Here is a 24508-nt window from a genome sequence, read left to right as displayed (position 1 = left end):
CCGGGCAGGTCGGGCTTAAAGCGCACGAACTTTCAGCACCATTTTTTGCCGCATGCTTTCACCGCGTGCCAGCACGGTTAGCTGGCCAAATCCCGGACGATGATGATCGTCAGGCGCGTGGCTCATCGGCTCAAAACAGAAGAAATCAAATTTATAGCCTTTATCAAACGCCGGTTCGGACACAAAAACAAAATAGCATGGCGCCGGCGGCTCGGTGGTCATGGAGAGTTGGTACCCCAGTTCCGGTTGCCGGATCGTCGCGATGCCATCCCAGCCGGAGAACCCATTATTCACCCAGTGCTCGGGCAGCGGCGCGGGCTGATTGAAATCCAGTTCCTGCGGCAAACTCTCCTGATACTCTCCGGTGAGCCAATGTTCTTTCTCCAGCCAGTAACCCGTGGTCCGTGCCTGCACCCGCGTCTCCTGTGACAGCGGCAGATAGGGATGCCATCCCAGGCCAAACGGCAGGGCGTCGCCATCATTCGTCACGCACAGTTCCACCTCAACGCCGCTCTCGCTTAGGGTAAAGCGCTGCTGCGCGGTATAGTGATAGACCCCCTGGCGGTGAATATACTCTAGCGTGAGGTGCGTGGGAGATTGATCCATACAGCGCCAGCTATTCAACCAGCCGTCGCCGTGAAGATAGTGGCTATCCCACTCCACGTTTGGCGCCAGCCGGCGCTCCCCAGCCGGCGAAGAAAACTGATTACCACTCACCCGGTTGCCAAACGGCACCAGCGGAAAGCAAGAGGACTCCACCGCCACGCCGCTATTCAGACCAGGGCGCAGCACCGGTATCGTTTTCCCCTGATGCTGCCACCATAACCCCTCGATCGCGCCGCCGCGCTCCGCAACCTGCAGCCGTACCCGATCGTTATCCAGTGTAAAAAGCGTCATCATGGCTCCTTAATCGGGGAAATTAATCACCACTTTGCCACATTTACCGCTGGCCATCAGCGCGTAGGCCTCCCCCGCCTGGGCAAGAGAAAAACGATGGGTAATCGCGCTATGCGGCCACAGTTTCCAGTCGGTCAGATCGCGAGCGCATTTCTCCATATGGAACAAACTGGTCACCCAGGAGCCGATAATACGCCGCTGGTGATGCATCAGATCGGCGCTCACCTCGAACTCAACCTTACCCGTTTCGCCGATGTACACCACTCTTCCCCAATCCGCCGTAGACTGTAATGCCAGTAAACGCCCCGCGGCATTGCCAGAACAATCCAGCGCCACATCCGCGCCGCCCCGCGTCAATTCGGCAATCAGTGCCGGAAGGTTCTCCGTTGTCGCCAGGAAGCCGTTATCCATTACTCCCAGTTGTTTTGCTGTCGCCAGACGATCCGGCAGCATATCGACGCCAATAACGCGTTTTGCACCGCGTCCTTTCGCCAGCATCATCGCCATCATGCCAACAGGCCCTAACCCGACAACCAGAACGTTGTCACTGCCGGAAACCTCGCCACGCAAAATGCCTTCATAGGCGGTACCTACCCCGCAACTAATGAATGCGCCATCTTCATAGCTCAGCGCATCCGGCAGATGAATAAGGTCTTTTTCCTCCGCCAGTAAATATTCTGCATGGCCGCCATCGCGCTGCCAGCCATAGGCCGCTTTGCCCTCTCCGGTGCAGGAGATAGGAAAACCGCGGCGGCAGTTGGAGCAAAAACCGCAGCCGGAAATATGGTAAACCAGCACCCGGTCCCCTGCTTTAAAGTGTCGGCATCCGGCCCCGGTCTCTATAATTTGCCCACAGGGTTCATGGCCATTAATAAAGCCTTGATACAACGGTTTATCCGGCGCGGCGGCGGTACCACGATGCTGATGGTAAATATAATGGACATCACTACCGCATATTCCTGAGGACTTCATTTTAATCAGAACCTGGTTAATCCCCGGGGTTGGCACAGGAACTTCTCGCAGCTCAACGCTTGAGTTCCCTGGTAAAAAAGCAGCTAACATTGTTTTCATAATTCCCTCTAACAAATTAATGAATATTAATGTTTAAATTTACTGTTGCGCTGAGTCAGCAATATATTTGCCAGAACAGCAACCACGATAATTAATCCGCGAACAACCTGCTGGAAGAATGAGTTAATACCCAGAAGCACCAGCCCATTGCCAATAAGGGTAATAACCAGCACGCCTAATAAGGTGCCAAATAGCGAACCGCGGCCGCCGGACAGTGCGGTACCGCCGACCACCACCGCGGCGATAACATCAAACTCGAGGCCATTGGCGGCCCCCGCATTGCCCGAACCAAGACGCGCCGCCAGCAGAATGCCGGTAATCGCCGCCAGCAAACCTGAAAGCGTAAAAATCAAAATACGCACCCGCTTAACGTTAATCCCGCAGAGCTGTGCTGCGGTTGCGTTGCCCCCGGTGGCAAACACGGAACGGCCAAAGGCGGTTTTGCGGCTGATAAAAACAAAGATGACGAACAAAATCAGCATAATTAATGCCGAAACGGGTATGCCAAAGAGCTGCCCGCCAAGCCAGTCCAGCACCTCATTTTCATCAATGGGAACCGGCAGCGCATTGGTCATAAAGAGCCCCATGCCACGTAATGCACTCCATAAACCTAAGGTTGCGACAAAGCTCGGCACGTTGAATACGCCTCGCAGCACGCCAGCGAGAGTCCCTAACGCAGCACCGAGGATCAACACCAGCAGGCAGGCAATACTAAGCGGAACCTGAAACTGCAGCAGAAAAGCCAGACAGACGGAGATAAATGCCACCATCGGACCGACGCTGACATCAATCTCACCGGAGATAATAATGAGCGTCATCGCCCATGCGGCAATACCAATCGTCGCCGCATCGCGCAGCACGTTCATTTGATTGTTTAAAGAAATAAATCCCGGAGCGTTAAATGAAAACACCAGATATAAAATAGCGATCACCACCAGCAGACCAATTTCGTTAATATGACGACTGATAAACTGCTTGGGCGTGGCACGTTTGCCTTGCGGCAGCGTTAATGATGAGGCAGACATCTGTTAATTCCTCAATAAACGTAATAGCTAATGCGTGGATAAAATTGCCGACATTAATTCATCGACATTTACGGGGGCTAAAAGCTCGCGGGTAAATTCACCGTTTTGCAGCAGCAAAATACGATCGCAGACTAAGGGCAGCTCCTCTATTTCACTGGAAATGAATACGACGCTTTTTCCTTCAGCGGCGAGTTCCCTCACAATTCGATAAATCTGCTGCTTAGCTTCGATATCAACTCCGCGCGTAGGCTCATCAAGCAGTAAAATTTCACTTTCGGCGTAAACCCAGCGGCCAATCACCACTTTTTGCTGGTTCCCCCCCGATAACGTCCCGATAGCCGTCTCTGTATTTGCCGCCTTGATCGTCATTCTGCTCATGACGGCGGCGGTCAACTGCTGAATCCGCTGCCAGTTCAGTACGCCACGGCGGCTAACTTTGTGCCGGTTGGTCATCACCGTATTTTCATCTACGCCCAGCAGCGGAATAATGCCCGCTTCCTTACGGTTTTCCGGGGTATAGCCCACGCCACACTTGAGCATCGAGGTATACCGTGGACGCGAAATGTGCACACCATTGAGCGTGATTTCCCCCTCAGCAAACGTTTCTAAGCCGATGATAGCCTTGAGTAGCTCACTACGGCCCGACCCCAGCAACCCGGCGATACCCAGGACTTCGCCACGGTGCAGTGTAAAATTAATCTGCTGAAGTTTAGGTGGATGGCGTAGCCGGGCCACCTGAAGTACCGGGGTTGTCAGTGCGATTTCAGATTTTACCAGCGGAAGATCGATGTGCTCCCTTCCTAACATCAGCGATACGATTTCCTGCGTTGTCGTACTCTCCAGAGTGACATCACCTGCCACCTGGCCATCGCGCATGATGGTGGCGCAAGAGGCGATGCGGCGTATCTCCTCCATTCGATGACTGACATAAATCACGGCAACGCCCAGAGCTGACATTTTCTTTACCGCGTTGATCACCAGTTCGACCTCCGTATTGGCCAGCGAACTGGTTGGCTCATCAAGAATCACCACCTGAGGTTGACCTTTCATCACACGGGCGATTTCTACCAGTTGCTTTTGCGCCGGACTCAGCGTGTCGACCAGCGCATCTGGCGGGACATCAACCCCCAGAGAGGCGAGAGCCTCTGTGGCCTGGCGGACCATGGCGTTTTTGTCGATCGTGCCATTGCGGCGCGGCCACTGGCCAAGACATAGGTTCTCTGCCACCGTTAATCCCTCGACCAGGCTTAACTCCTGGTATACGGCTCTGACGCCCAGCTCCGCTGCCCGACGGGTTAGCGTGGCGTCGTTACCTTCAAGACGAGTCCCGGCCAGCCAAACCTCGCCGCTATCAGGACTTTCGCTTCCAGTCAGCATGCGGATTAAGGTGGACTTTCCCGCGCCATTTTTCCCCAGCAGCGCGCGAACTTCACCTTTTGACAGGGTAAAATCAACGTTATCCAGTGCGACGACGCCAGGATAGCGCTTATTTCCCCTGAGGATCTGTGCCACCGGCACCACCGTGTTTTCTGTTGCCGTCATCGAGTCTTTACCTCAGTTATTCGACAGGGGAATTAAGGCAAGCCATCAACATGCGTAGCCAGCCACTGCTTACCGTCTTCAGATTTGGTATAGGTATCGATAGCCACAGGGATAATTTTATTTGCGGGCGGAGTTTTATTAATCACATTCAGGGTTTGCGCGAAAACGGCGTTACCCATTTTCTTGCCGGAAATATCCACCACCGCTTTTAGTACCTGATAGCTGTTTAACTCCTGGGCTATTTCCGTGGTCATATCAGAGCCAAATACGGCGATTTTTCCGGCCTTATTTTGGTTGCGGACCGCTTTTACCGCCCCCAGCGTTGCCCCTCCAGACTCTCCCATGATGGCATCCAGATCAGGCGCGGAGATAATCAGTTTCTCACCAACTGAGATAGCCTTATCCAGCACGGTCCCCTCCTGATTGGCGACAATCTGCATATCCGGAACTCGCGCCTTTAGCGCGGCTTCAAAACCTTTACGCCGCTGTACGCACACTTCAAACGCTTCACAGTTGATGACTGCAATTTTCGGTGCGCTAATTTTGTTGGCAATAAAATAATCAGCTGCCGCCTCGCCAAGCTTTTTACCGAACTCTAGTGGATCGCCAACCAGGTAGGCAGAGACATATTTGTCGACACCTTTCTCATTAATACAGGTGTTGTAGCAAATCACCGGAATACCCGCTTCATTGGCCCGGCGCACCGCGCGGCTACTGCCATTTTCTGAAACGGCGGATAGAATGATGGCATCCACGTTACGCGCGACCAGCGTATCGATAAATGAACTCTCTTTAGAAATATCGCCTTGCGCGTTGGTTTCAATCAGTTGAATTTTCGCATCGGTGCTTTTTGCCGCATCCTGAACCCCCTGCCGTACGCCAGCGTAATAGCCCTGGGTATCGAGGTAGATAGCACCAATGGTGATATCCTTTGCCGCGCTATAGCCGGGGAATAAAATACTCAACGACGTTAACAGTAAACATAAAAACCATGAGACTGTCTTACTTTTAGACATACGTGCCTCCTGTAGGGTCAGGCATTTATTGTTGTTTGGATTCTGCGGCATTCGGGCCTGCCGCAGAACGATTTCACATATTCTAAACATCTCGAGAAGCGCGGCGGGTCAGACCGCTCATAAATTACAGTAAACGCTCTTTAGTTAACGAGGTGCAGTACAAACGGCAGTGTTTTCCGGAATAATGCCGCCTTCGCCCAGGCCGGGTTGAGCGCTTCCAGCTCAGACAGCGCCTGTTCATAGCTCGCTCCGCCGCCTAATCCCGCCGTCGCCAGAACGCGCACCAGCAAACACTTCTCCTGATGCTGTTTTTGGATATCAGCATAGAGCGCCAGCAGGTCAGGCTGTGACACCGCGAAGAAATCGGCCTCTATCTGTGCCGCTTCCATCTGCTCAGCCCACTGCAACATTTCAGTGAAAAGCTGTTCGCTGCTCAGACGATCGCCGAGCATCCGCAGAGCCACACCTTGCCAGAAGAGATAGTCCACCGGCTGATCGTTGTAGTAGCTATGAATATTGATCGTCCGATCGCCTGACGCCGCCTTGCGGAAGCACTCAAGCGCGCGTTCTTCCATCCCCTGCTGCCTGGCGCAAATCCCCAGCCAGAACCAGATATCGTTATCTGTCTGTCCCGGGAGACGCCCTTCGCTCAGGTTTTCCGGATAGCACAGCGCCGATAACAACAGCGCTTCCGCCTGCTGTGGCTGCGGCTGGAGAAGCTGCCAGGCACGTAATAACTGATTGATAACAAACTGGCTGGTCACTTTACCTTCACCACCTTCCCAGGGGTGAAATTTACGCGAAGCAAGCACGGTTGCCGCCTGCTCAACGTTGCCCGCCAGGTGCCAAAGATGGAGCAGCTCCGCCGTTAAATCATCGCGTTTCAATGCGGTCGCGAGATTGGCCTCCAGCCGGGCAAGGCGTTTTTCCGGCTCAATGGCCGTCAGCTTATCCAGCAGGTCGCGTTCAAAAAGCAGGCGTGCGTCCTGCGGCTGCTGAGCGTAGGCTTTATCCAGATACTCCGCCGCCAGGCGAGCGTTACTCTGCTTATTCCACGCATGAATCGCCAGCCCTCGCCAGGCATCGGCAAAATCGGGGGCCATTTCAACGCAGCGATGCCATAGCTGCGTCGCTTTCTCATAATGACGCCGGCTATAGTGGAAACAGGCGAGCAGATGCTGGGCAAAATAGCACTCGGGTATCTCCTCCAGAGCAGCTACTTCCACCAGCAGATTGGGAAAACGCACGAAATCAGGGAACACTTCGCGTGCGCGGTTGATCAGCGCGATGCGCTCGTTACCTTCGGCCAGAGTAGCCTGTAAATAGAGCGGCAGCGTTTTTTGACAGTGAAGCGCCGTCAGTACCGCTTTCGCCCGCGCCGCCATCCCCCAGCTCAACAGCAGCCCGGCCGTCAGCAATGCGTTAATATCCCGCGACTGGCATACGGCTAACCATCGCGCCGTATCCGCTTCAGTCTCTGAGATTGTTGCGTTGAGCCACCACAAGGTGGGATTTAGCGGATAGTCGCCCCGCAGCCTTTCAATCTGCTGTAAGGCCTGACTGCGACGGCCGGTGAGATGTAGCAAGAGGGTTTCCAGCGACAGGACATCCTGGTTGGTAGGACACGCCAGCAGGCTCTGCCGGCAAAATGCCAGCGCATCATCGTAGCGCTCGCTGCGCGTCGCCAGACGGGCAAGTCCGTAATATCCCCCGGCTTTGCTATTGCCGCTCCACACCGCGCGCCAAAAATCCTCCTGCGCATCATGCCACTGCTGTAAACGCTCTCTCGCACTGGCACGAATCAAACTTGCCTGTCCACACTGCGGATTTTTGTTTAACCGATGCGCGCGCGACAATGCCCGAGTCGCATACTCGATGGTTTGCGAGTAATCCGCGCGGTTGTATTCCAGCATCGCCAGCGCCAGATTGCAGCGGTAGTCCTGCGGATCCAGCTCAATACCCCGCAGGTAATAATCAAACGGCGAGCGACTGGCGTGATGATACTGCTCCAGATGCTGGCCGATAAACCATGCCTCATCCACGCTGCTTATCGCACCTGCGCTTAAGGGCGTAACCGCCACTTCCGGCAGCGGCAACTCCTGTGGCTGATGCTCCTGATAGCGCAAAACGCACCTGCCGTGACTGTCCAGCAGTTCCATCGTCAGACGAGATGGGTCAATACCGGCTAAGGCTCCCTGAACGGCAGCGCATGGCGCCAGCTCAATCATTTCGTCAAGCAGCGGCTGCGGGTTGCCCTCCTCACGAACCGTAAGCCGGTGGGCGACCAGAGGAGAAATAGCATAGACACCCCATATAATGCTGCCCTCTTCGCGTTGCAGTTTGATCACCGCATCGCGCGAAGCGTTCTGTACCATGCCCAGCGAATGGTAAGGCAGGAAGTATTGTTCAAAGCGCTTTTCTTCAAACGGATCGAGCCAGGTAAAATCCGGTTGGTTATCGGCAAAAATGCCGGTCATCAGCTCGATGTAAGGACCATTCTCATCCGTCAGATTTTTATCCCACGCCTGACCAAACTCGCTGTAACCCCAGCTCCACTGTTTTTTTCCTGGCGCAATGTGATGATCCGCGACGTGCAACAGTCCACCGTTTTCATCGTGGCACCAGGCGCCGACGAAATCGTACTCTGACTTTTCCGCCATATAGGAGGTCGGGACAGGGACATTTTTATAACGTGAAATATCGACGCCAGCCGAATAGTCCACCTTATAATAGGTGCCGGTAGCAATCGGAAACGCTGAAACCGCGCGCTTACCGTGATCAAATACCGCCGTCACATCCGGCGGGAATACGCTTTGATGTCCATCGCCCCCCTTGACCGCAGGGTTCGCCCACCACAAGAAATGGCGCGGCGTGGCGTTACCGTTGTAAACCCGGCTACCAATCTCTAGCGCCGCGCGCTGCGGACGCAGAGTAAACCCGGTCATCACCTGGAGACCGTGCATCGGCTCCGTCTCGCCAACCCAAACGGTTTTCGAGCCATCGTCATTTTCGCCAATCGTAAAATCAACCGGCATATAAGTGGTGGGGCGATGATGCTGCGGCCAGTTAAACTCAATCCCTCCGGAAATCCATGGGCCAAGTAAGCCAACCAGCGCAGGTTTGATAACATCGTTGTGGTACACAAAATCGCGCTGCCGGACCTTATCCCACGCGCGATGCACGCGGCCTCCCAGCTGGGGGAGGATCATGATTTTGATGTAATCATTTTCCAGCCACACTGCCTGCCAGGCCTTTAGCGTTTTTTCCTCACTCAGCGTATCCGTCACACCATAGGGATACACCGCCCCGGAAGACCCCTGATAAACCCGATTTTCCAGAAACATAGGATGAACATCCTGCGCCCCCGTTTCATAGGTTGGAATATGTACCGTTTCCTGCCAAACATTTACTGAACTCATAATGCCCTCAAAGTTAACAAGACATACTGAAGTGAAATAATGAGAGCAGTTTAATAGACAGAATCAGCGTATTTACGCACAATAATCACGCAATTTAGTTAACAAGGTTTAGTTTATGAAAGCCTGCATTAACAATCAGCAAATTCGCCATTACAACAAGGGTGTGCTGCTGGAGTACCTGTACCGGAAGAAACGAGCCAGTAAATCGTCGCTCGCGCGGCTGGCGCAAATCTCAATTCCCGCGGTCAGTAATATCCTCCAGGAGCTGGAAGAGGAAGGACGCGTGGTCAACGTGCAGGACGACCATCTTGCCCGCGGTCATAGCAGCGGCGCGTGGCTTATTGCGCCCGATGGCGACTGGACCCTGTGCATGAACATCACGCCCACCAGTATCGAGTGTCAGCTTGGGAATGCCTGTCTGAGTGCGAAAGGCGATGTCGAATACCACACCATTGACGCCCCAACGCCCCAGTCATTACTGGCAGCGATTGAGAAATGCTGGCATCAGTACCGCAAGAACTGGCCCAGACGTAAAATCAATCTGGCGCTGGCGGTGCATGGGCAGGTTGATGCGGGAACCGGAGTATCACAGACCATGCCGCAAGCGCCCTGGAAGCAACCCGTGGAGATGAAGTACCTGCTGGAAGAAAAGCTCAATGTCCGCGTAATGGTCGACAACGACTGCGTCATGCTGGCGCTGGCGGAAAAATGGCAAAATGAAGGACAGTATCGGGACTTCTGCGTCATCAACGTCGATTACGGCATTGGCTCGTCATTTGTCATCAACGACCAGGTCTGGCGCGGTAGCCTTTACGGTAGCGGCCAGATTGGACACACCATTATCAATCCTGATGGCGTTGCCTGCGACTGCGGACGCTATGGCTGCCTGGAAACGGTGGCATCACTCAGCGCATTGAAAAAACAGGCGCGGATATGGCTTAAAACACAGCCCGATCTCGCAAATAATCCTGATGCGCTGACCATCGATGCCCTGATCGAAAAATGGCAGCAGGGTGATTCTCGCCTTCATACGTGGGTGGAGGACTCCGCAAACGCCATCGGGCTCAGCCTCTACAACTTTCTGAATATCTTAAATATAAACAATATCTTATTGTACGGACGTAGCTGCGGTTTTGGCGAAGAGTGGTTGAATACCATCATCAGGCAGACAGGCTTTAACCCTTTCGATCATCGTGACACACCGCGCACCAGAGCAACGCAAATTGGCTTCGGACAGTTGAGTCGTCAACAGCAGCTACTCGGCATTGGCTATCTGTACGTGGAAGAGCAACTGCAGACACTACGTTGATCGCACAAGGTATGTGGCAGATCACAAAATTGTGTATTACGTTTAAATCACGCACCTTCACAACGGATTGATTATGAACACACTACGCTATTTCGACTTTGGCTCTTCCCGTTCCGTTCTGCTGCTGATCGCCCGTATTGCCGTCGTACTGCTGTTTATTATATTTGGCTATCCCAAACTGATGGGTTTTAGCGGTACGGTACAATATATGGCCTCCTCCGGCGCGCCGCTTCCGACGCTAGCGGCTATTATCGCGATTGTGATGGAGGTTCCGGCGGCGATCCTGATTGTCCTCGGTTTCTTCACCCGTCCGCTGGCGGTGATCTTTATTTTTTATACGCTCGGTACCGCCGTCATTGGCCATCATTACTGGGATATGACCGGCGATGCAGTACTCCCCAATATGATTAACTTCTACAAAAACATCAGTATAGCTGGAGCCTTCCTGCTTCTGGCCATCACTGGCCCAGGCGCAATCTCCCTCGACCGTCGTTAATCGCTGAACGCCGGACGTAAAAAAGGCCGCACTGGCGGCCTTTTTCTTTACGCTTGCGTCGTTAAACGTTACGCATAAACTGGGAAGCGTGCACAGATATCCAGCACTTTACCCTTCACGCGCTCAATGACCGCTTCGTCATTGATGTTGTCCAGCACATCGCACATCCAGCCGGCCAGCTCTTTCACTTCCGCTTCTTTAAAGCCGCGACGGGTTACCGCCGGAGAACCGATACGGATACCGGAGGTCACAAACGGGCTCTTCGGATCGTTTGGTACGCTGTTTTTATTGACGGTGATGTTAGCACGGCCCAGCGCAGCGTCAGCTTCTTTACCAGTCAGGTTTTTATCGACCAGATCCAGCAGGAACAGGTGGTTTTCAGTACCGCCAGAAACCACTTTGTAGCCGCGATTCAGGAACACTTCAACCATCGCTTTAGCGTTTTTCGCCACCTGCTGCTGGTAGACTTTGAACTCTGGCTCCATTGCTTCTTTCAGCGCAACCGCTTTACCCGCGATAACGTGCATCAGAGGGCCGCCCTGAGCGCTAGGGAATACGGCAGAATTCAGTTTTTTGTACAGCTCTTCGCTACCGCCTTTCGCCAGGATCAGGCCGCCGCGCGGACCCGCCAGGGTTTTGTGGGTAGTGGTCGTCACAACGTGAGCATGTGGCACCGGGTTCGGGTAAACGCCCGCCGCAATCAGGCCAGCAACGTGGGCCATATCGACGAACAGGTATGCGCCGATGCTGTCAGCGATTTCACGCATTTTTGCCCAGTCAACGATACCGGAGTAAGCAGAGAAACCACCGATGATCATTTTCGGCTTATGTTCCTGAGCCTGCTTCGCCATGTCTGCATAGTCGATTTTGCCGGACTCATCGATGCCGTAAGGAATGATGTTGTACAGTTTGCCTGAGAAGTTAACCGGGGAGCCGTGAGTCAGGTGACCGCCCTGCGCCAGGTTCATACCCAGAACGGTATCGCCCGGTTGCAGAAGAGCAGTATAGACCGCGAAGTTAGCCTGGGAGCCGGAGTGCGGCTGTACGTTAGCGTAGTCAGCGCCGAACAGCTCTTTTGCACGGTCAATCGCCAGTTGTTCAACGATATCTACATATTCGCAACCGCCGTAGTAGCGCTTGCCCGGATAACCTTCGGCATATTTATTGGTCAGCTGAGAACCCTGTGCCTGCATAACACGCGGACTGGTGTAGTTCTCGGAGGCGATCAGTTCGATGTGCTCTTCCTGACGTACTTTTTCCTGCTCCATAGCCTGCCACAGTTCGGCATCATAATCGGCAATGTTCATTTCACGCTTTAACATCCGCATCTCCTGCTCAGCTAACAATAGATTACAGCTCTAAAAGAGGGGCCTTTTTGGGCGACGGCCCACAGTATAACCGAATCGTTCTGTGATAACAGGTCTTGACAAAGGATTTTACGCAAACGATTGGCTCCCCATTACACAAGGCTTTGAGCAATAACGACTCAACGATTATCAACGGATTTCTTTTCAGGTTTGTGATGCGAATTCTTCATGTTGTTACCACTACGGGGAAAAGTGTTAAGGAACCATTTACAGTGCAGGGTTATTTTTATAAGATGCATATAAAATACATCATTTAAATAACACCGAAGGAAGCTGCTATGCTCGACGCCCAAACCATCGCAACGGTTAAAGCCACTATTCCCCTGCTCGTCGAAACAGGTCCTAAGCTGACCGCCCATTTTTACGATCGCATGTTTGCCCATAACCCGGAGCTCAAAGAGATCTTCAACATGAGCAACCAGCGTAACGGCGACCAGCGTGAAGCGTTGTTTAATGCCATTGCCGCTTACGCCAGCAATATCGACAACCTGCCAGCCCTGCTGCCTGCCGTTGAGAAAATCGCGCAGAAACACACCAGCTTCCAGATCAAACCAGAACAGTACAATATTGTCGGCGGCCATCTGCTGGCGACGCTCGACGAAATGTTCAGCCCGGGCGAGGAAGTGCTTGAGGCATGGGGTAAAGCCTACGGCGTGTTGGCCAATGTCTTTATTCAACGCGAATCTGAAATCTACCAGGGTAACGCCAGCAAAAACGGTGGTTGGGAAGGCACGCGCGCGTTTCGTATCGTGAAGAAAACCCCGCGTAGCGCCCTGATTACCAGCTTCGATCTGGCGCCGGTAGACGGTCAGCCGGTGGCGGATTATCAGCCGGGCCAGTATCTGGCGATTTGGCTGAAGCCGCAGGAGTTTGAATATCAGGAAATTCGTCAGTATTCGCTGACCCGCAAACCAGATGGCAAAGGCTACCGAATTGCGGTTAAACGCGAAAACGGCGGCCAGGTATCAAACTGGCTGCACAACGCATCGCAGGAAGGGGATATTGTGCATCTGGCTGCGCCGGCAGGAGACTTCTTCCTCGCCGTTGAGCCGAAAACGCCGGTTACGCTGATTTCCGGCGGCGTCGGACAGACACCGATGCTGGCCATGCTCGACACGCTGGCAAAAACGCAGCATGCGGCCCAGGTGAACTGGTTCCACGCGGCGGAAAATGGCGATGTCCATGCGTTTGCCGACGAGGTGGCAACGCTCGGCGCCAGCCTGGCGAAATTCACTTCCCATATCTGGTATCGCACGCCGACAGAAGCCGACCGCCAGGCGGCACGCTTTAACAGCGAAGGTCTGATGATGTTATCGGTTCTGGCTGACACGCTGCGTGACCCACAAATGCAGTACTATTTGTGCGGTCCGGTAGCCTTTATGCAACATGCAGCGAAACAGCTGGTGGCGCTGGGCGTCAATAGCGACAACATTCACTACGAATGTTTTGGCCCGCATAAGGTGCTGTAATGAAATAACCCGGAAGAGGCAGAGATGCCGCCATTCGGGGATATCCCCGGTCGGGCAAAGCTGACCGGGGGATGCATCAGAATACGGCCCGGCTTAAATTGCCGCGTCGTCCTCTTCCCCGGTACGAATACGAATCACGCGGGCGACGTCAAAGACGAAGATCTTACCGTCACCGATTTTACCGGTCTGCGCCGTGCGGATAATGGTATCCACGCAGGTATCAACGATATCGTCAGTGACTACGATTTCGATTTTCACTTTCGGCAGAAAATCCACCATGTACTCCGCACCGCGGTACAGCTCGGTGTGGCCTTTCTGACGGCCAAAGCCCTTCACTTCCGTAACCGTCATCCCGGTGATGCCGACTTCGGCCAGCGCTTCGCGCACGTCATCCAGTTTGAAAGGTTTAATAATCGCATCAATCTTTTTCATGTTGTTCCTGTCTTTGTCGCGTAACCGGTTGCTTACCGTATCATAACTTGCGTCATGCTGCGGAGCTACTCTTTAAAGTCGTTGGCGTCGAGCTCGTGGCGCGACAGCAGCTTGTAGAATTCAGTACGGTTGCGCCCCGCCATTCTTGCCGCGTGGGTGACGTTACCTTTGGTAATTTGCAGCAGCTTGCGCAGATAGTTGAGCTCAAACTGATTGCGCGCTTCGACGAAGGTCGGCAGCGCGGTATTTTCCCCTTCCAGCGCCTGTTCCACCAGCGCATCGCCGATCACCGGCGAGGTGGTCAACGCCACGCACTGCTCAATCACATTCACCAGCTGGCGGACATTGCCGGGCCATTTGGCGGCCATCAGCCGTTTCATCGCATCGGTTGAAAACGCCCGAACAAACGGCTTATGCCGATCGGCAGACTGACGCAGCAGATGGTTTGCCAGCAGCGGGATATCTTCCGCGCGCTCGGCCAGCGGCGGGATCTTCAGGTTCACCACGTTCAGGCGATAAAACAGATCTTCACGAAACTCGCCGCGCGCCATCGCTTTCGGCAGATCGCGGTGAGTGGCCGAGATGATACGCACATCGATATCGATATCGCGGTTGCTACCCAGCGGGCGCACTTTGCGCTCCTGCAGTACCCGCAGCAGCTTCACCTGCAGCGCCACCGGCATATCGCCGATCTCATCGAGAAACAGCGTCCCGCCCTCCGCGGCCTGGAACAGCCCTTCCCGGTTGCTCACCGCGCCGGTAAACGCGCCGCGCGCATGGCCAAATAGCTCGGATTCCAGCAGTTGTTCCGGCAGCGCACCGCAGTTAATGGCGACAAAAGGCTTGTCATGGCGCGGGCTGGCATTATGAATCGCCTGCGCGACAATCTCTTTCCCGGTCCCGCTCTGGCCGTTAATCAGCACGCTAACATCCGACTGCGCCACCATCCCGGCCTGCTCCAGCAGACGCAGCATCAGCGGACTGCGGGTTACGATTGCCTGACGCCAGCGCTCATCCGTCGCTGGCGCACTGTGTTCCAGCGCATCGTCGATGGCTTTATACAGCGCGTCTTTGTCCACCGGTTTGGTCAGGAAACCAAACACCCCTTGCTGGGTGGCCGCCACCGCATCGGGAATCGAGCCGTGAGCGGTAAGAATAATCACCGGCATCCCCGGATGAACTTTCTGGATTTCGCTGAACAACTGCAGGCCGTCCATCTCATCCATGCGTAAATCGCTGACCACCAGTTCGACTTTGTCTCGCGCCAGAATGCGCAGCGCCTCCGCGCCGCTTTCGGCGGTCACGACGCTGTAGCCCTCGCTGGTCAAACGCATTCCCAGCAGTTTTAACAGGCCCGGATCGTCATCCACCAGCAGCAGATGCGCAGGTTTACGGATCGTCATGTATGACCTCCGGAACTTTATCGCTGCTGTGGCTGCCGTCGGCATTAAAATTGCCTCCGGGTTTGCGGCTGGAAAGCTGGCGTTCAATATCGGTGAGGTTTTCCAGCTTGCGGGTCGTTAGCTCCAGCTGGCCGCGCAGCTGCTGTTCCTGCAGGCGCAGCGCCTCCAGCTCGCTATCGCTGGACTGCTGCAGCTTCGCGTAACGGGCGCGTTCATCCACCAGCTGCAGCTGCCTGTTCTGACCATCACGCCAGAGCTGATACAGCGGACGCACCTGCACGGCGATTTGCGGACTGAAGGTATTCAGGCGGGATACCAGTTCGCGGCGTTCATCCGGCGTAATCTTCGCATCCGCCAGTAAAATGCCGCGCTTAAAGGCGTCCTGCCAGCTGTCATCATCATGCCGTTTGGCTTCCGCCCGCGCCTGAACCGGTGCCAGGCGGTCGGCACAATCTATCCCGCGCAGCCAGTACAGCGGGTTTTTATCGCTGGCTTCGCTCTTCAACGACCAGATATCGGCACAGTCGACTGAAAGAAAATCCGCAACCTGGTGCTGCGGCAGCTCGGGTTGTGCTTTGTCATTTGCCGTGTGCGGCGAAAAAGCGGCGGAACACCCCGCCAGCGCCAGGCAAGAAACTCCCGGCAACAGCCATCCTTTGAAAGCACGAACCACTACGAAAAAGTGGGACATATTCACCCATTGTTGATTCATGTGTTGGTTTTTTCCGGCTCCGCGGCGGGCAGCGTTATGCGAAAACAGATAAGCCCGGACTCACTCTCTTCCAGGCTTAGCTCACCCTGCATTTGTCGGACGCAGTCGCGGGCAATACTCAGGCCCAGACCGCTGCCTTTTACCGCCCCTTTACGCTGATGGCTTCCCTGATAAAAAGGCTCGAGAATCATATTTTTTTCCGCCTGCGGGATCGGTTCGCCGCTGTTTATCACGTCTATGCGAACCTGCTCGCCGTGCCGGTAGCTATGAATACGAATGTTACCGGATTCAGCCCCATAGTGCACCGCATTGGAATAGAGATTATCCATCACGCTGATCAATAATGCCGGTTCTGCCAGGCAGGTACGTTCCGCCAGTTGAATCGCGGTATGCATCATTTTTGCGCGCGCGGGCAAACTGTGAGCGGCCACGACGTTATCAACCAGCTCAGCAAGATCAACGATTTCACGCGGGACCGGGCCATCGGCCTGTTTACGATTGTAGTCCAGCAGTTGCTCAATCAGTTTTTGCAGATTGCGGCTGCTGTTATCGAGAATTTCGACGATCTCCTGCTGTTCCGCGGTCAACGGCCCGGCCACGCGGTCGGCCAGCAGTTCCGTGCCTTCCCGCATGCTGGCGAGAGGCGTTTTCAGTTCGTGTGAAAGGTGGCGTAAAAACTGATGGCGCTGCGACTCCAGCCAGGCCAGACGTTCGCTCAGCCAGATGATACGCTCGCCGACGGAACGCAGTTCGCGCGGACCGGTAAACAGCGCCGCATTATCCAGCGACTTCCCCTCCCCCAGGCGGTTAATCATTTTCTCGATCCCTTTAACCGGGCCGATAATCATCCGGGTAAACAGCAGCACCAGCGCCAGGCTCAGCAGAAAAAGAACCAGCGCCTGCCAGCCAAAAAACTGTCCGCGTTCGGCAATCTCCTGCTGGAGCTGTTGTCCACGCGAGTAAACCACCGTTCGGGTGGCCTGAACCATTTCGCTGTTGGCGGCGGCAAAGGCTTCAAGGCTGGCTCCCGATTGCACATCCGGACTGCTGTTTTTACACCTGAGCTGTGCCAGATCGTTCAGCTGCTGGCTCAGCGCCTGCCAGATTTTTTCGTCCGGGAGCACCCCGGCATGAGCGTCAAGCATCTCGCTGTAGCGTTTACGCTGATTTTGATAGACCTTCGCCAGCGTCGGATCGTCGAGTACGCAGTACTGCCGGTAGCTGCGTTCCATTTCCAGCGACGCGTTCATCATCGCCTCACTGCGCCGGGCATCGACAAGCGTGGTGCGGTTAATATGCGCGGCCTGCGCGCTAAGCGCATTCAGGCTCTGCCACGCCTGCCAGGCCAGAACCAGCAGCGGCAGCAGAATCAACACAAACGAGAGCGTGACCAGCTGACGCAACGAACGGGGGAAAAGAGAGATTCGCTTCAAGGATAGGGTCTCAATCATTAGCTCATCACGATGCTAACTGAGGACGCCGCAGAGTAACAGGTGCAATCGACCTTTCTGTCGTGGAGAGTCGAAAAATAGCCCGACGCGGCTGATAAGAGAATCCGCGACGCGTCGATAACGGCAAACGGACTGGCATGGCAAGCCGCCAGTAGCGTTCGCTAAATTGTCGTCCTGCGGATATAACAAAGCCAGGCACAGGCCTGGCTTTGTTATGGAATAAGGCGGTGCCTAACTCGACGTTTCGCCCGATGGTTGATAAAGCAAAGCTGTTATCAGAAGTTGGACGGCAGGCACCTTGTTGTGCGTCATTCGAAGTTTATGTAGCGCGTCCCGAAGGGGCTGACATAAGAAGGTGAATGAGCCACTGCGTATTATTATGCATTAACTATGCCACATAGCAAAACAAATTATTAACACAATGAAATATAATGAATTTATAGCATTTTACCCGCACCGTGGTGGCGATGCTTTTTTAACCAGAGTGTCGCTGTTTAGCAACACATAGCGACCTGTTTTCCCACCTCATTATAAATCAACAAGTTAAATGTCTCCAATTAGCGACACTCCTCAGAGGCGTTTGTCGGCAATTCCCGACACCTTCAGGCGACCGCCGTCACAAACGAAAAGCCCCCGCTCAAAGGCGGGGGCCTGATACATTACGCTTCAGCCGGGAAGGCTTTGCGAACGCGGCGGATCCTGCACAACTCGCCGGATATTAACCCAGCTGTTTACGTGCGTTGCGGAAGATACGCATCCACGGGCTATCCTCGCCCCAGTTTTCCGGGTGCCATGAGTTAGCCACCGTGCGGAATACGCGTTCAGGATGCGGCATCATGATCGTCGCACGACCGCTTTCGCTGGTCACGGCGGTGATCCCGTTCGGTGAACCGTTCGGGTTAGCCGGATAGCTCTCCGTCACCTTACCGAAGTTATCGACAAAGCGCAGCGCCACCAGACCTTTGCTCTCCAGCTGGGCCAGATGCGCGCTGTCACGCACTTCCACCTGCCCTTCACCGTGAGAAACGGCAATCGGCATCATCGAACCGGCCATGCCCTGCAGCAGCAGAGACGGGCTTTGCGTGACTTCAACCAGGCTGAAGCGCGCTTCAAAACGGTCGGAATAGTTACGCACAAAGCGCGGCCACAGGTCGCTTCCCGGGATCAGCTCACGCAGGTTGGACATCATCTGACAACCATTACACACGCCCAGCGCCAGCGTCTGCGGACGGTGGAAGAAGGTGGCAAACTCATCGCGCACCCGCTCGTTGAACAGAATGGATTTCGCCCAGCCTTCGCCGGCGCCTAACACGTCGCCATAGGAGAAGCCGCCGCAGGCAACCAGCGCCTGGAAATCAGCCAGCCCGGTACGTCCCGCCAGCAGGTCGCTCATATGCACGTCAATCGCATCAAAGCCCGCGCGGTGGAACGCTGCCGCCATCTCAACGTGGGAGTTAACGCCTTGCTCACGCAGTACCGCCACCTTCGGACGCGCGCCGGTGGCGATGTACGGTGCGGCAATGTCTTCGTTGATATCGAAGGAGAGCTTCACGTTAAGGCCCGGATCGTCCTCACGACGTTTCGCTTCGTGCTCGCTATCGGCGCACTCCGGATTGTCGCGCAGGCGCTGCATCTGCCAGGTGGTTTCTGCCCACCAGATACGCAGCGTGGTGCGGCTTTCGCTGAACACCGGATGCCCTTCGGCGGTGATGACAAAGCGGTCACCTTCCGTCGCCTGGCCCAGATAGTGGACACAGTCCGCCAGGCCGTGAGAAGCCAGCAGCGCTTCAACCGCTTCGCGATCCGCGGCACGCACCTGGATAACCGCCCCCAGCTCTTCGTTAAACAGCGCCGCCAGACGATCGTCGCCCAGCGCGGCGATATCTGCCGTCAGGCCGCAGTGGCCGGTAAAGGCCATCTCAGCCAGGGTGACCAGCAGGCCGCCGTCAGAGCGATCGTGGTAAGCCAGCAGCTTACGATCGGCCACCAGCGCCTGCATCGCATCCCAGAAGCCTTTCAGCTGTGCGACATCGCGCACGTCGGCCGGAACATCGCCCAGTTGACGGTAAACCTGCGCCAGCGCGGTGGCACCGAGCGCGTTACGGCCTTTACCTAAATCAATCAGCAGCAGGGCGTTATCTTCCGTGGAGAGCTGTGGCGTCACGGTATGGCGCACATCTTCCACGCGAGCAAAGGCGGAAATCACCAGCGACAGCGGCGAAGTCATCTCGCGCTGCTCGCTGCCTTCCTGCCAGCGGGTTTTCATCGACATCGAGTCTTTACCCACCGGAATGGTCAGTCCCAGAGCCGGACACAGCTCTTCGCCAACCGCTTTTACCGCTTCATACAGACCGGCATCTTCACCCGGGTGACCGGCCGCGGCCATCCAGTTTGCGGAAAGTTTCACGCGATTCAACGCGCCAATTTGCGTTGCCGCGACGTTGGTCAGCGCTTCACCGACGGCCAGGCGAGCGGAGGCGGCAAAGTCCAGCAGCGCAACCGGCGCACGTTCGCCAATAGCCATCGCTTCGCCGTAGTAGCTATCGAGGCTGGCGGTGGTTACCGCGCAGTTCGCTACCGGGATCTGCCAGGGGCCGACCATCTGATCGCGCGCTACCATCCCGGTCACGGTACGGTCGCCGATGGTGACGAGGAAGGTTTTCTCCGCAACCGCCGGCAAATGCAGCACGCGATTCACCGCGTCGGCGAGAGTGATATCCTGGCGATCCAGCGCATCACCTTTCACTTTCAGGGTCTGCACATCGCGGGTCATTTTCGGCGTTTTACCCAGCAGTACATCCAGCGGCAGGTCGATCGGCTGGTCGTTGAAGTGAGCATCGCTCATGTTCAGATGCAGTTCTTCGGTGGCTTCGCCGATCACCGCGTACGGTGCGCGCTCGCGGCGGCACAGCTCGTCAAACAGCGGCAGCTGTTCCGGCGCGACCGCCAGCACATAGCGTTCCTGGGATTCGTTACACCAGATTTCCAGCGGGCTCATTCCCGGCTCATCGCTCAGAATATCGCGCAGCTGGAATTTACCGCCGCGACCGCCGTCGCTGACCAGTTCCGGCATGGCATTAGACAGGCCGCCGGCGCCGACGTCGTGGATAAACAGAATCGGGTTCGCCTCGCCCAGCTGCCAGCAGCGGTCGATCACTTCCTGGCAGCGGCGTTCCATTTCCGGGTTATCGCGCTGTACAGAGGCAAAATCGAGATCCGCATCGGACTGGCCGGATGCCATCGAAGAGGCTGCCCCGCCGCCCAGGCCGATATTCATCGCCGGGCCGCCGAGGACAATCAGTTTCGCCCCAACGGTAATTTCGCCTTTCTGCACGTGCTCACCGCGGATGTTACCAATACCGCCCGCCAGCATGATCGGCTTGTGGTACCCGCGCAGCTCTTCGCCATTGTGGCTGGTCACTTTTTCTTCATAGGTACGGAAATAGCCATTCAGCGCCGGACGACCGAACTCGTTGTTAAACGCGGCGCCGCCCAGCGGGCCGTCGGTCATGATATCCAGCGCGGTCACAATGCGCTCCGGCTTACCGAAATCTTCTTCCCACGGCTGTTCAAAGCCGGGAATCCGCAGGTTAGAGACCGAGAAACCGACCAGACCGGCTTTCGGTTTCGCGCCGCGACCGGTTGCCCCTTCATCGCGGATTTCACCGCCGGAGCCGGTCGCCGCACCCGGCCAGGGAGAGATGGCCGTCGGGTGGTTGTGCGTTTCCACTTTCATCAGGATATGGGCGTCTTCCTGATGGTAGTCATAGCGGCCTTTTTCGCGATCGGCGAAGAAGCGCCCTACCTGAGAACCTTCCATGACCGCGGCGTTGTCTTTATAGGCGGACAGGACGTAGTCCGGGGTCTTCTCAAAGGTGTTTTTGATCATCTTAAACAGCGACTTCGGCTGCTGTTCGCCATCGATGACCCAGTCGGCGTTAAAAATCTTGTGGCGGCAGTGCTCGGAGTTCGCCTGGGCGAACATATACAGTTCGATGTCGTTCGGGTTACGACCAAGCTTGTTAAACGCATCCTGCAGATAGTCGATTTCGTCTTCCGCCAGCGCCAGCCCCAGACGGAGGTTGGCGTCAATCAGCGCCTGACGTCCCTGCCCCAACAGATCGACGCTGGTCACCGGCGTCGGTTGATGCTGAGCAAACAGCTTTTCGACCTCTTCCAGCGCGTCAAAGACGCTTTCCATCATCCGGTCATGGAGTTCACTCGCGACAGCCGCCCATTGTTCTTCGCTCAGCGTACTGGCTTCCACATAGTACGCCACGCCGCGTTCAAGACGCACTACCTGCGACAGGCCGCAGTTATGGGCAATATCGGTAGCTTTAGAAGACCAGGGGGAGATGGTGCCAGGGCGGGGGGTGACGAGCAGTAATTTACCGGTTGGGGTATGGCTGTTTAAGTTTGGGCCATACTTGAGCAGTCGTACCAGCCTCTCACGTTCATCACCGCTTAACGGCGCGTTCAGTTCGGCAAAATGAACATACTCTGCATATATTGTGCTAACCGGCAGGTTGGCCGCCTGGAAACGTGCCAGCAGTTTATTAACACGAAATGCCGACAGTGCAGGTGAACCACGCAAAATTTCCATCATAAGTCTCTCGTCTTCGCAGCTTTCAATATGAGCCAGGGGGGAAACGGGCGCCATTATAGTGAATCCTGAGCCTCGACGAAACCGTTTGCGTGGAAATAAAATCATTCCCCTGGTTTATCAATTAATGTGACCTTCCTCGCGAATAAGTTGCCAACTGACGCATTCTTAAGCAAAATGCCGCTCATTCGAGGACTCTCTTTTAACTTTTCCGCTAATAGCCTGCTGAGGAACACAGAGCTGCAGAAGATTAACTCTCTGAAAAAATTAAAGATTAATTATCTGCTCATCGGCATTGTGACCTTATTGCTGGCGGCCGCCCTGTGGCCGTCGATCCCATGGTCAGGAAAGCCGGAGAACCGTGTCGCCGCAATTATGGCGCGCGGTGAGCTGCGCATCAGCACCATCAATTCGCCGCTCACCTTCGCGACCATCAATAACAAGACCTACGGGCTGGATTACGAGCTGGCGGAACAGTTTGCCGATTACCTCGGCGTCAGGCTGAAGGTGACCGTCCGCCAGAATATCAGTCAGCTGTTTGATGACCTGGATAACGGTCATGCCGATATGTTAGCGGCCGGGCTGGTCTACAACTCAGAACGGGTCAAAAACTATCAGGCCGGACCGGGCTACTATTCGGTGTCGCAGCAGCTGGTCTACCGGGTGGGCAACACGCGCCCACGCAGCCTCGCTAACCTCACGGCAGAACAGCTGGTGATTGCCCCGGGCCATGTCGCCATTAACGACCTGCAGACGCTGAAAGGAAATAAATACCCGGATCTCGGCTGGCGCGTGGATGAAAAACGCGGGACGACAGCGCTGATGCAGGCGGTTATCGATGGCGAAGTGGATTACACCATCGCAGATTCGGTGGCGATTAGCCTGTTCCAGCGCGTGCATCCGGAACTGGCGGTTGCTCTGGATATCAGCGATGAACAGCCGGTGACCTGGTTTAGCGCCAGGAGCGAGGACAACTCGCTCTCCGCGGCGATGCTGGATTTCTTCAACAACATGAATGAAGACGGCACCCTGGCGCGACTGGAAGAAAAATACCTCGGACACGGCAACGATTTCGATTATGTCGACACCCGGACGTTCCTGCGCGCCGTCGATAATATTCTGCCGGACCTCCAGCCAATGTTTGAAAAATATGCGCGCCAGATCGACTGGCGCCTGCTGGCGGCCATTTCCTGGCAGGAGTCACACTGGGATCCGCAGGCCACTTCGCCCACCGGGGTACGCGGCATGATGATGCTGACCCGCAATACCGCGCAGAGCCTGGGATTAACCGATCGTACCGATGCGGAGCAGAGCCTTAGCGGCGGTATGCGCTACTTGCAGGATATGATGAATAAAATCCCGGACTCGGTCCCCAAAGATGAACGCATCTGGTTTGCGCTGGCGGCTTACAATATGGGGTACGCCCATATTCTGGACGCCATCTCGCTGACCAAAAAACAGAAGGGCAATCCCGACAGCTGGGCGGACGTGAAGCAGCGCCTGCCGCTGCTCAGTCAGAAACCGTATTACAGCCGGCTGAAATATGGCTACGCCCGCGGTCATGAGGCATACGCCTACGTCGAGAACATCCGCAAATACCACATCAGCCTGGTGGGCTACCTGTCGGAGAAAGAGAGGAAGGATGAACAGCGGCTGGCGCTTGCCGGGGACTATCCGGCGGTGATGCCGGATGAACTGGATAAAGAACAGCGGGCGCTCCCCTTTTTCCAGTTTCGCGCGGAATCGTTAGTCGACAACACCAGACTGAAGATTCCCGGATTGGGGCACTAAGCGCCTTCGACCCGACGCGCCTTTTTTAAGGCTTTTTTCTCTTCCCGCCGCCAGCGGAAAAATTCGCTGAGCATGCCTGAGCACGACTCCGCCAGAATCCCCTCACTGATCTCCACCCGATGATTCATCCCCGGATGGTGCAGGACATCCATTAGCGAGCCGGCCGCGCCGGTTTTTGCATCCCGGGCACCAAATACCAGCCGCGAAATCCGGCTATGCACCATCGCCCCCGCGCACATCACACAGGGTTCGAGCGTGACATACAGCGTCGCGTCAATCAGGCGATAGTTTTGCAGTACCAGTCCCCCCTGACGCAGGGCCATAATTTCGGCATGCGCCGTAGGATCGTGACGCCCGATAGGCCGGTTCCACCCCTCGCCGATAACCTGATTGTTGTGCACCAGCACGGCGCCAACCGGCACTTCGCCCTCTTCCCAGGCGCGTTTAGCCAGCGTCAGGGCGTGACGCATCCAGTATTCATCGTTCAGTTCATGGTCAGACAAAA

The 24508-nt window shown here is 55.5% G+C and carries 17 protein-coding genes; 4 read left to right on the top strand and 13 right to left on the bottom strand.

Annotation, left to right across the window (positions count from 1 at the left end):
• Positions 1-15: 15 nt before the first annotated feature.
• From BV390_RS19585 to BV390_RS19560, 6 genes are all read right to left on the bottom strand, one after another.
• Entirely contained in the window at positions 16-897 is an 882-nt protein-coding gene (locus tag BV390_RS19585) for an aldose 1-epimerase (protein WP_032695558.1), read from the bottom strand.
• A 9-nt stretch (positions 898-906) separates the two neighbouring features.
• Positions 907-1968, bottom strand: a complete 1062-nt coding sequence (locus BV390_RS19580; RefSeq protein ID WP_032686483.1) for a zinc-dependent alcohol dehydrogenase family protein — start codon at positions 1966-1968, stop codon at positions 907-909.
• Positions 1969-1994: 26 nt separating this feature from the next.
• A complete protein-coding gene (locus tag BV390_RS19575) occupies positions 1995-2993 on the bottom strand; it encodes an ABC transporter permease (RefSeq protein WP_032686482.1) in 999 nt (332 codons plus the stop codon).
• Positions 2994-3020: 27 nt separating this feature from the next.
• Positions 3021-4535 carry a sugar ABC transporter ATP-binding protein gene (locus BV390_RS19570; protein ID WP_085397238.1) on the bottom strand — a complete coding sequence of 505 codons (1515 nt, stop codon included), beginning with the start codon at positions 4533-4535 and terminating at the stop codon, positions 3021-3023.
• Between the two features lie 32 nt (positions 4536-4567).
• Positions 4568-5551, bottom strand: a complete 984-nt coding sequence (locus BV390_RS19565; RefSeq protein ID WP_085397237.1) for a substrate-binding domain-containing protein — start codon at positions 5549-5551, stop codon at positions 4568-4570.
• Between the two features lie 140 nt (positions 5552-5691).
• Positions 5692-8970: a DUF5107 domain-containing protein gene (locus BV390_RS19560; protein ID WP_085397236.1), complete on the bottom strand. Its 3279-nt coding sequence runs from the start codon at positions 8968-8970 to the stop codon at positions 5692-5694.
• Positions 8971-9085: 115 nt separating this feature from the next.
• Here BV390_RS19560 and BV390_RS19555 point away from each other — a divergent pair, with 115 nt between their 5' ends.
• The gene (locus BV390_RS19555; RefSeq protein WP_085397235.1) at positions 9086-10279 is read left to right on the top strand and encodes an ROK family transcriptional regulator; all 1194 of its coding nucleotides are present in this window, start codon (positions 9086-9088) and stop codon (positions 10277-10279) included.
• Between the two features lie 73 nt (positions 10280-10352).
• Positions 10353-10775, top strand: a complete 423-nt coding sequence (locus BV390_RS19550; protein WP_032686477.1) for a DoxX family protein — start codon at positions 10353-10355, stop codon at positions 10773-10775.
• Positions 10776-10843: 68 nt separating this feature from the next.
• Here BV390_RS19550 and glyA read toward each other — a convergent pair whose 3' ends face one another.
• Positions 10844-12097: a serine hydroxymethyltransferase gene (gene glyA / locus BV390_RS19545; protein WP_004866418.1), complete on the bottom strand. Its 1254-nt coding sequence runs from the start codon at positions 12095-12097 to the stop codon at positions 10844-10846.
• Between the two features lie 323 nt (positions 12098-12420).
• On the opposite strand from glyA, the gene hmpA reads away from it, so the two are divergent.
• On the top strand, positions 12421-13611 hold the full coding sequence (gene hmpA, locus BV390_RS19535; protein ID WP_085397234.1) for an NO-inducible flavohemoprotein: 1191 nt from the start codon (positions 12421-12423) through the stop codon (positions 13609-13611).
• Between the two features lie 93 nt (positions 13612-13704).
• On the opposite strand, the gene glnB is transcribed toward hmpA, so the two are convergent.
• The 5 genes from glnB to purL form a co-directional block, all read right to left on the bottom strand.
• The gene (glnB, locus tag BV390_RS19530; protein ID WP_002914032.1) at positions 13705-14043 is read right to left on the bottom strand and encodes a nitrogen regulatory protein P-II; all 339 of its coding nucleotides are present in this window, start codon (positions 14041-14043) and stop codon (positions 13705-13707) included.
• 65 nt (positions 14044-14108) lie between these two features.
• Positions 14109-15446 (bottom strand): two-component system response regulator GlrR, encoded by a 1338-nt coding sequence (glrR, locus tag BV390_RS19525; protein ID WP_032686475.1) that lies wholly within the window; start codon positions 15444-15446, stop codon positions 14109-14111.
• Positions 15433-16137, bottom strand: a complete 705-nt coding sequence (gene qseG / locus BV390_RS19520; RefSeq protein ID WP_085397251.1) for a two-component system QseEF-associated lipoprotein QseG — start codon at positions 16135-16137, stop codon at positions 15433-15435. Before qseG ends, glrR begins: the two co-directional genes overlap by 14 nt.
• 17 nt (positions 16138-16154) lie before the next feature.
• Complete coding sequence (locus BV390_RS19515; protein WP_139156002.1) at positions 16155-17591, bottom strand: sensor histidine kinase; 1437 nt, start codon at positions 17589-17591, stop codon at positions 16155-16157.
• Between the two features lie 736 nt (positions 17592-18327).
• Positions 18328-22215, bottom strand: coding sequence for a phosphoribosylformylglycinamidine synthase (gene purL, locus BV390_RS19510; protein WP_085397250.1), 3888 nt, complete (start codon positions 22213-22215; stop codon positions 18328-18330).
• 174 nt (positions 22216-22389) lie between these two features.
• Between purL and mltF the strand changes: the two genes are divergently transcribed.
• Entirely contained in the window at positions 22390-24003 is a 1614-nt protein-coding gene (gene mltF, locus BV390_RS19505) for a membrane-bound lytic murein transglycosylase MltF (RefSeq protein WP_032686473.1), read from the top strand.
• On the opposite strand, the gene tadA is transcribed toward mltF, so the two are convergent.
• The gene (gene tadA / locus BV390_RS19500) at positions 24000-24506 is read right to left on the bottom strand and encodes a tRNA adenosine(34) deaminase TadA (RefSeq protein ID WP_032686472.1); all 507 of its coding nucleotides are present in this window, start codon (positions 24504-24506) and stop codon (positions 24000-24002) included. The two genes, mltF and tadA, sit on opposite strands and share 4 nt — an antisense overlap.
• Positions 24507-24508 lie beyond the last annotated feature (2 nt).

The sequence above is a fragment of the Klebsiella sp. YJ genome (genome assembly GCF_002108615.1).
GTDB classification, from domain to species: Bacteria; Pseudomonadota; Gammaproteobacteria; order Enterobacterales; family Enterobacteriaceae; genus Klebsiella; species Klebsiella planticola.
This window is presented reverse-complemented; position numbering and strand designations above follow the sequence as displayed.

Excerpts from the sequence above, each read along its gene's own strand:
- mltF (WP_032686473.1), top strand. The coding sequence starts at position 22,390 with ATGCCGCTCATTCGAGGACTCTCTTTTAACTTTTCCGCTAATAGCCTG.
- BV390_RS19570 (WP_085397238.1), bottom strand. The coding sequence starts at position 4,535 with ATGACGGCAACAGAAAACACGGTGGTGCCGGTGGCACAGATCCTCAGG.
- hmpA (WP_085397234.1), top strand. The coding sequence starts at position 12,421 with ATGCTCGACGCCCAAACCATCGCAACGGTTAAAGCCACTATTCCCCTG.
- BV390_RS19580 (WP_032686483.1), bottom strand. The coding sequence starts at position 1,968 with ATGAAAACAATGTTAGCTGCTTTTTTACCAGGGAACTCAAGCGTTGAG.
- BV390_RS19585 (WP_032695558.1), bottom strand. The coding sequence starts at position 897 with ATGACGCTTTTTACACTGGATAACGATCGGGTACGGCTGCAGGTTGCG.
- glyA (WP_004866418.1), bottom strand. The coding sequence starts at position 12,097 with ATGTTAAAGCGTGAAATGAACATTGCCGATTATGATGCCGAACTGTGG.
- BV390_RS19565 (WP_085397237.1), bottom strand. The coding sequence starts at position 5,551 with ATGTCTAAAAGTAAGACAGTCTCATGGTTTTTATGTTTACTGTTAACG.
- glrR (WP_032686475.1), bottom strand. The coding sequence starts at position 15,446 with ATGACGATCCGTAAACCTGCGCATCTGCTGCTGGTGGATGACGATCCG.
- BV390_RS19560 (WP_085397236.1), bottom strand. The coding sequence starts at position 8,970 with ATGAGTTCAGTAAATGTTTGGCAGGAAACGGTACATATTCCAACCTAT.
- BV390_RS19550 (WP_032686477.1), top strand. The coding sequence starts at position 10,353 with ATGAACACACTACGCTATTTCGACTTTGGCTCTTCCCGTTCCGTTCTG.
- purL (WP_085397250.1), bottom strand. The coding sequence starts at position 22,215 with ATGATGGAAATTTTGCGTGGTTCACCTGCACTGTCGGCATTTCGTGTT.
- BV390_RS19575 (WP_032686482.1), bottom strand. The coding sequence starts at position 2,993 with ATGTCTGCCTCATCATTAACGCTGCCGCAAGGCAAACGTGCCACGCCC.
- glnB (WP_002914032.1), bottom strand. The coding sequence starts at position 14,043 with ATGAAAAAGATTGATGCGATTATTAAACCTTTCAAACTGGATGACGTG.
- qseG (WP_085397251.1), bottom strand. The coding sequence starts at position 16,137 with ATGTCCCACTTTTTCGTAGTGGTTCGTGCTTTCAAAGGATGGCTGTTG.
- BV390_RS19555 (WP_085397235.1), top strand. The coding sequence starts at position 9,086 with ATGAAAGCCTGCATTAACAATCAGCAAATTCGCCATTACAACAAGGGT.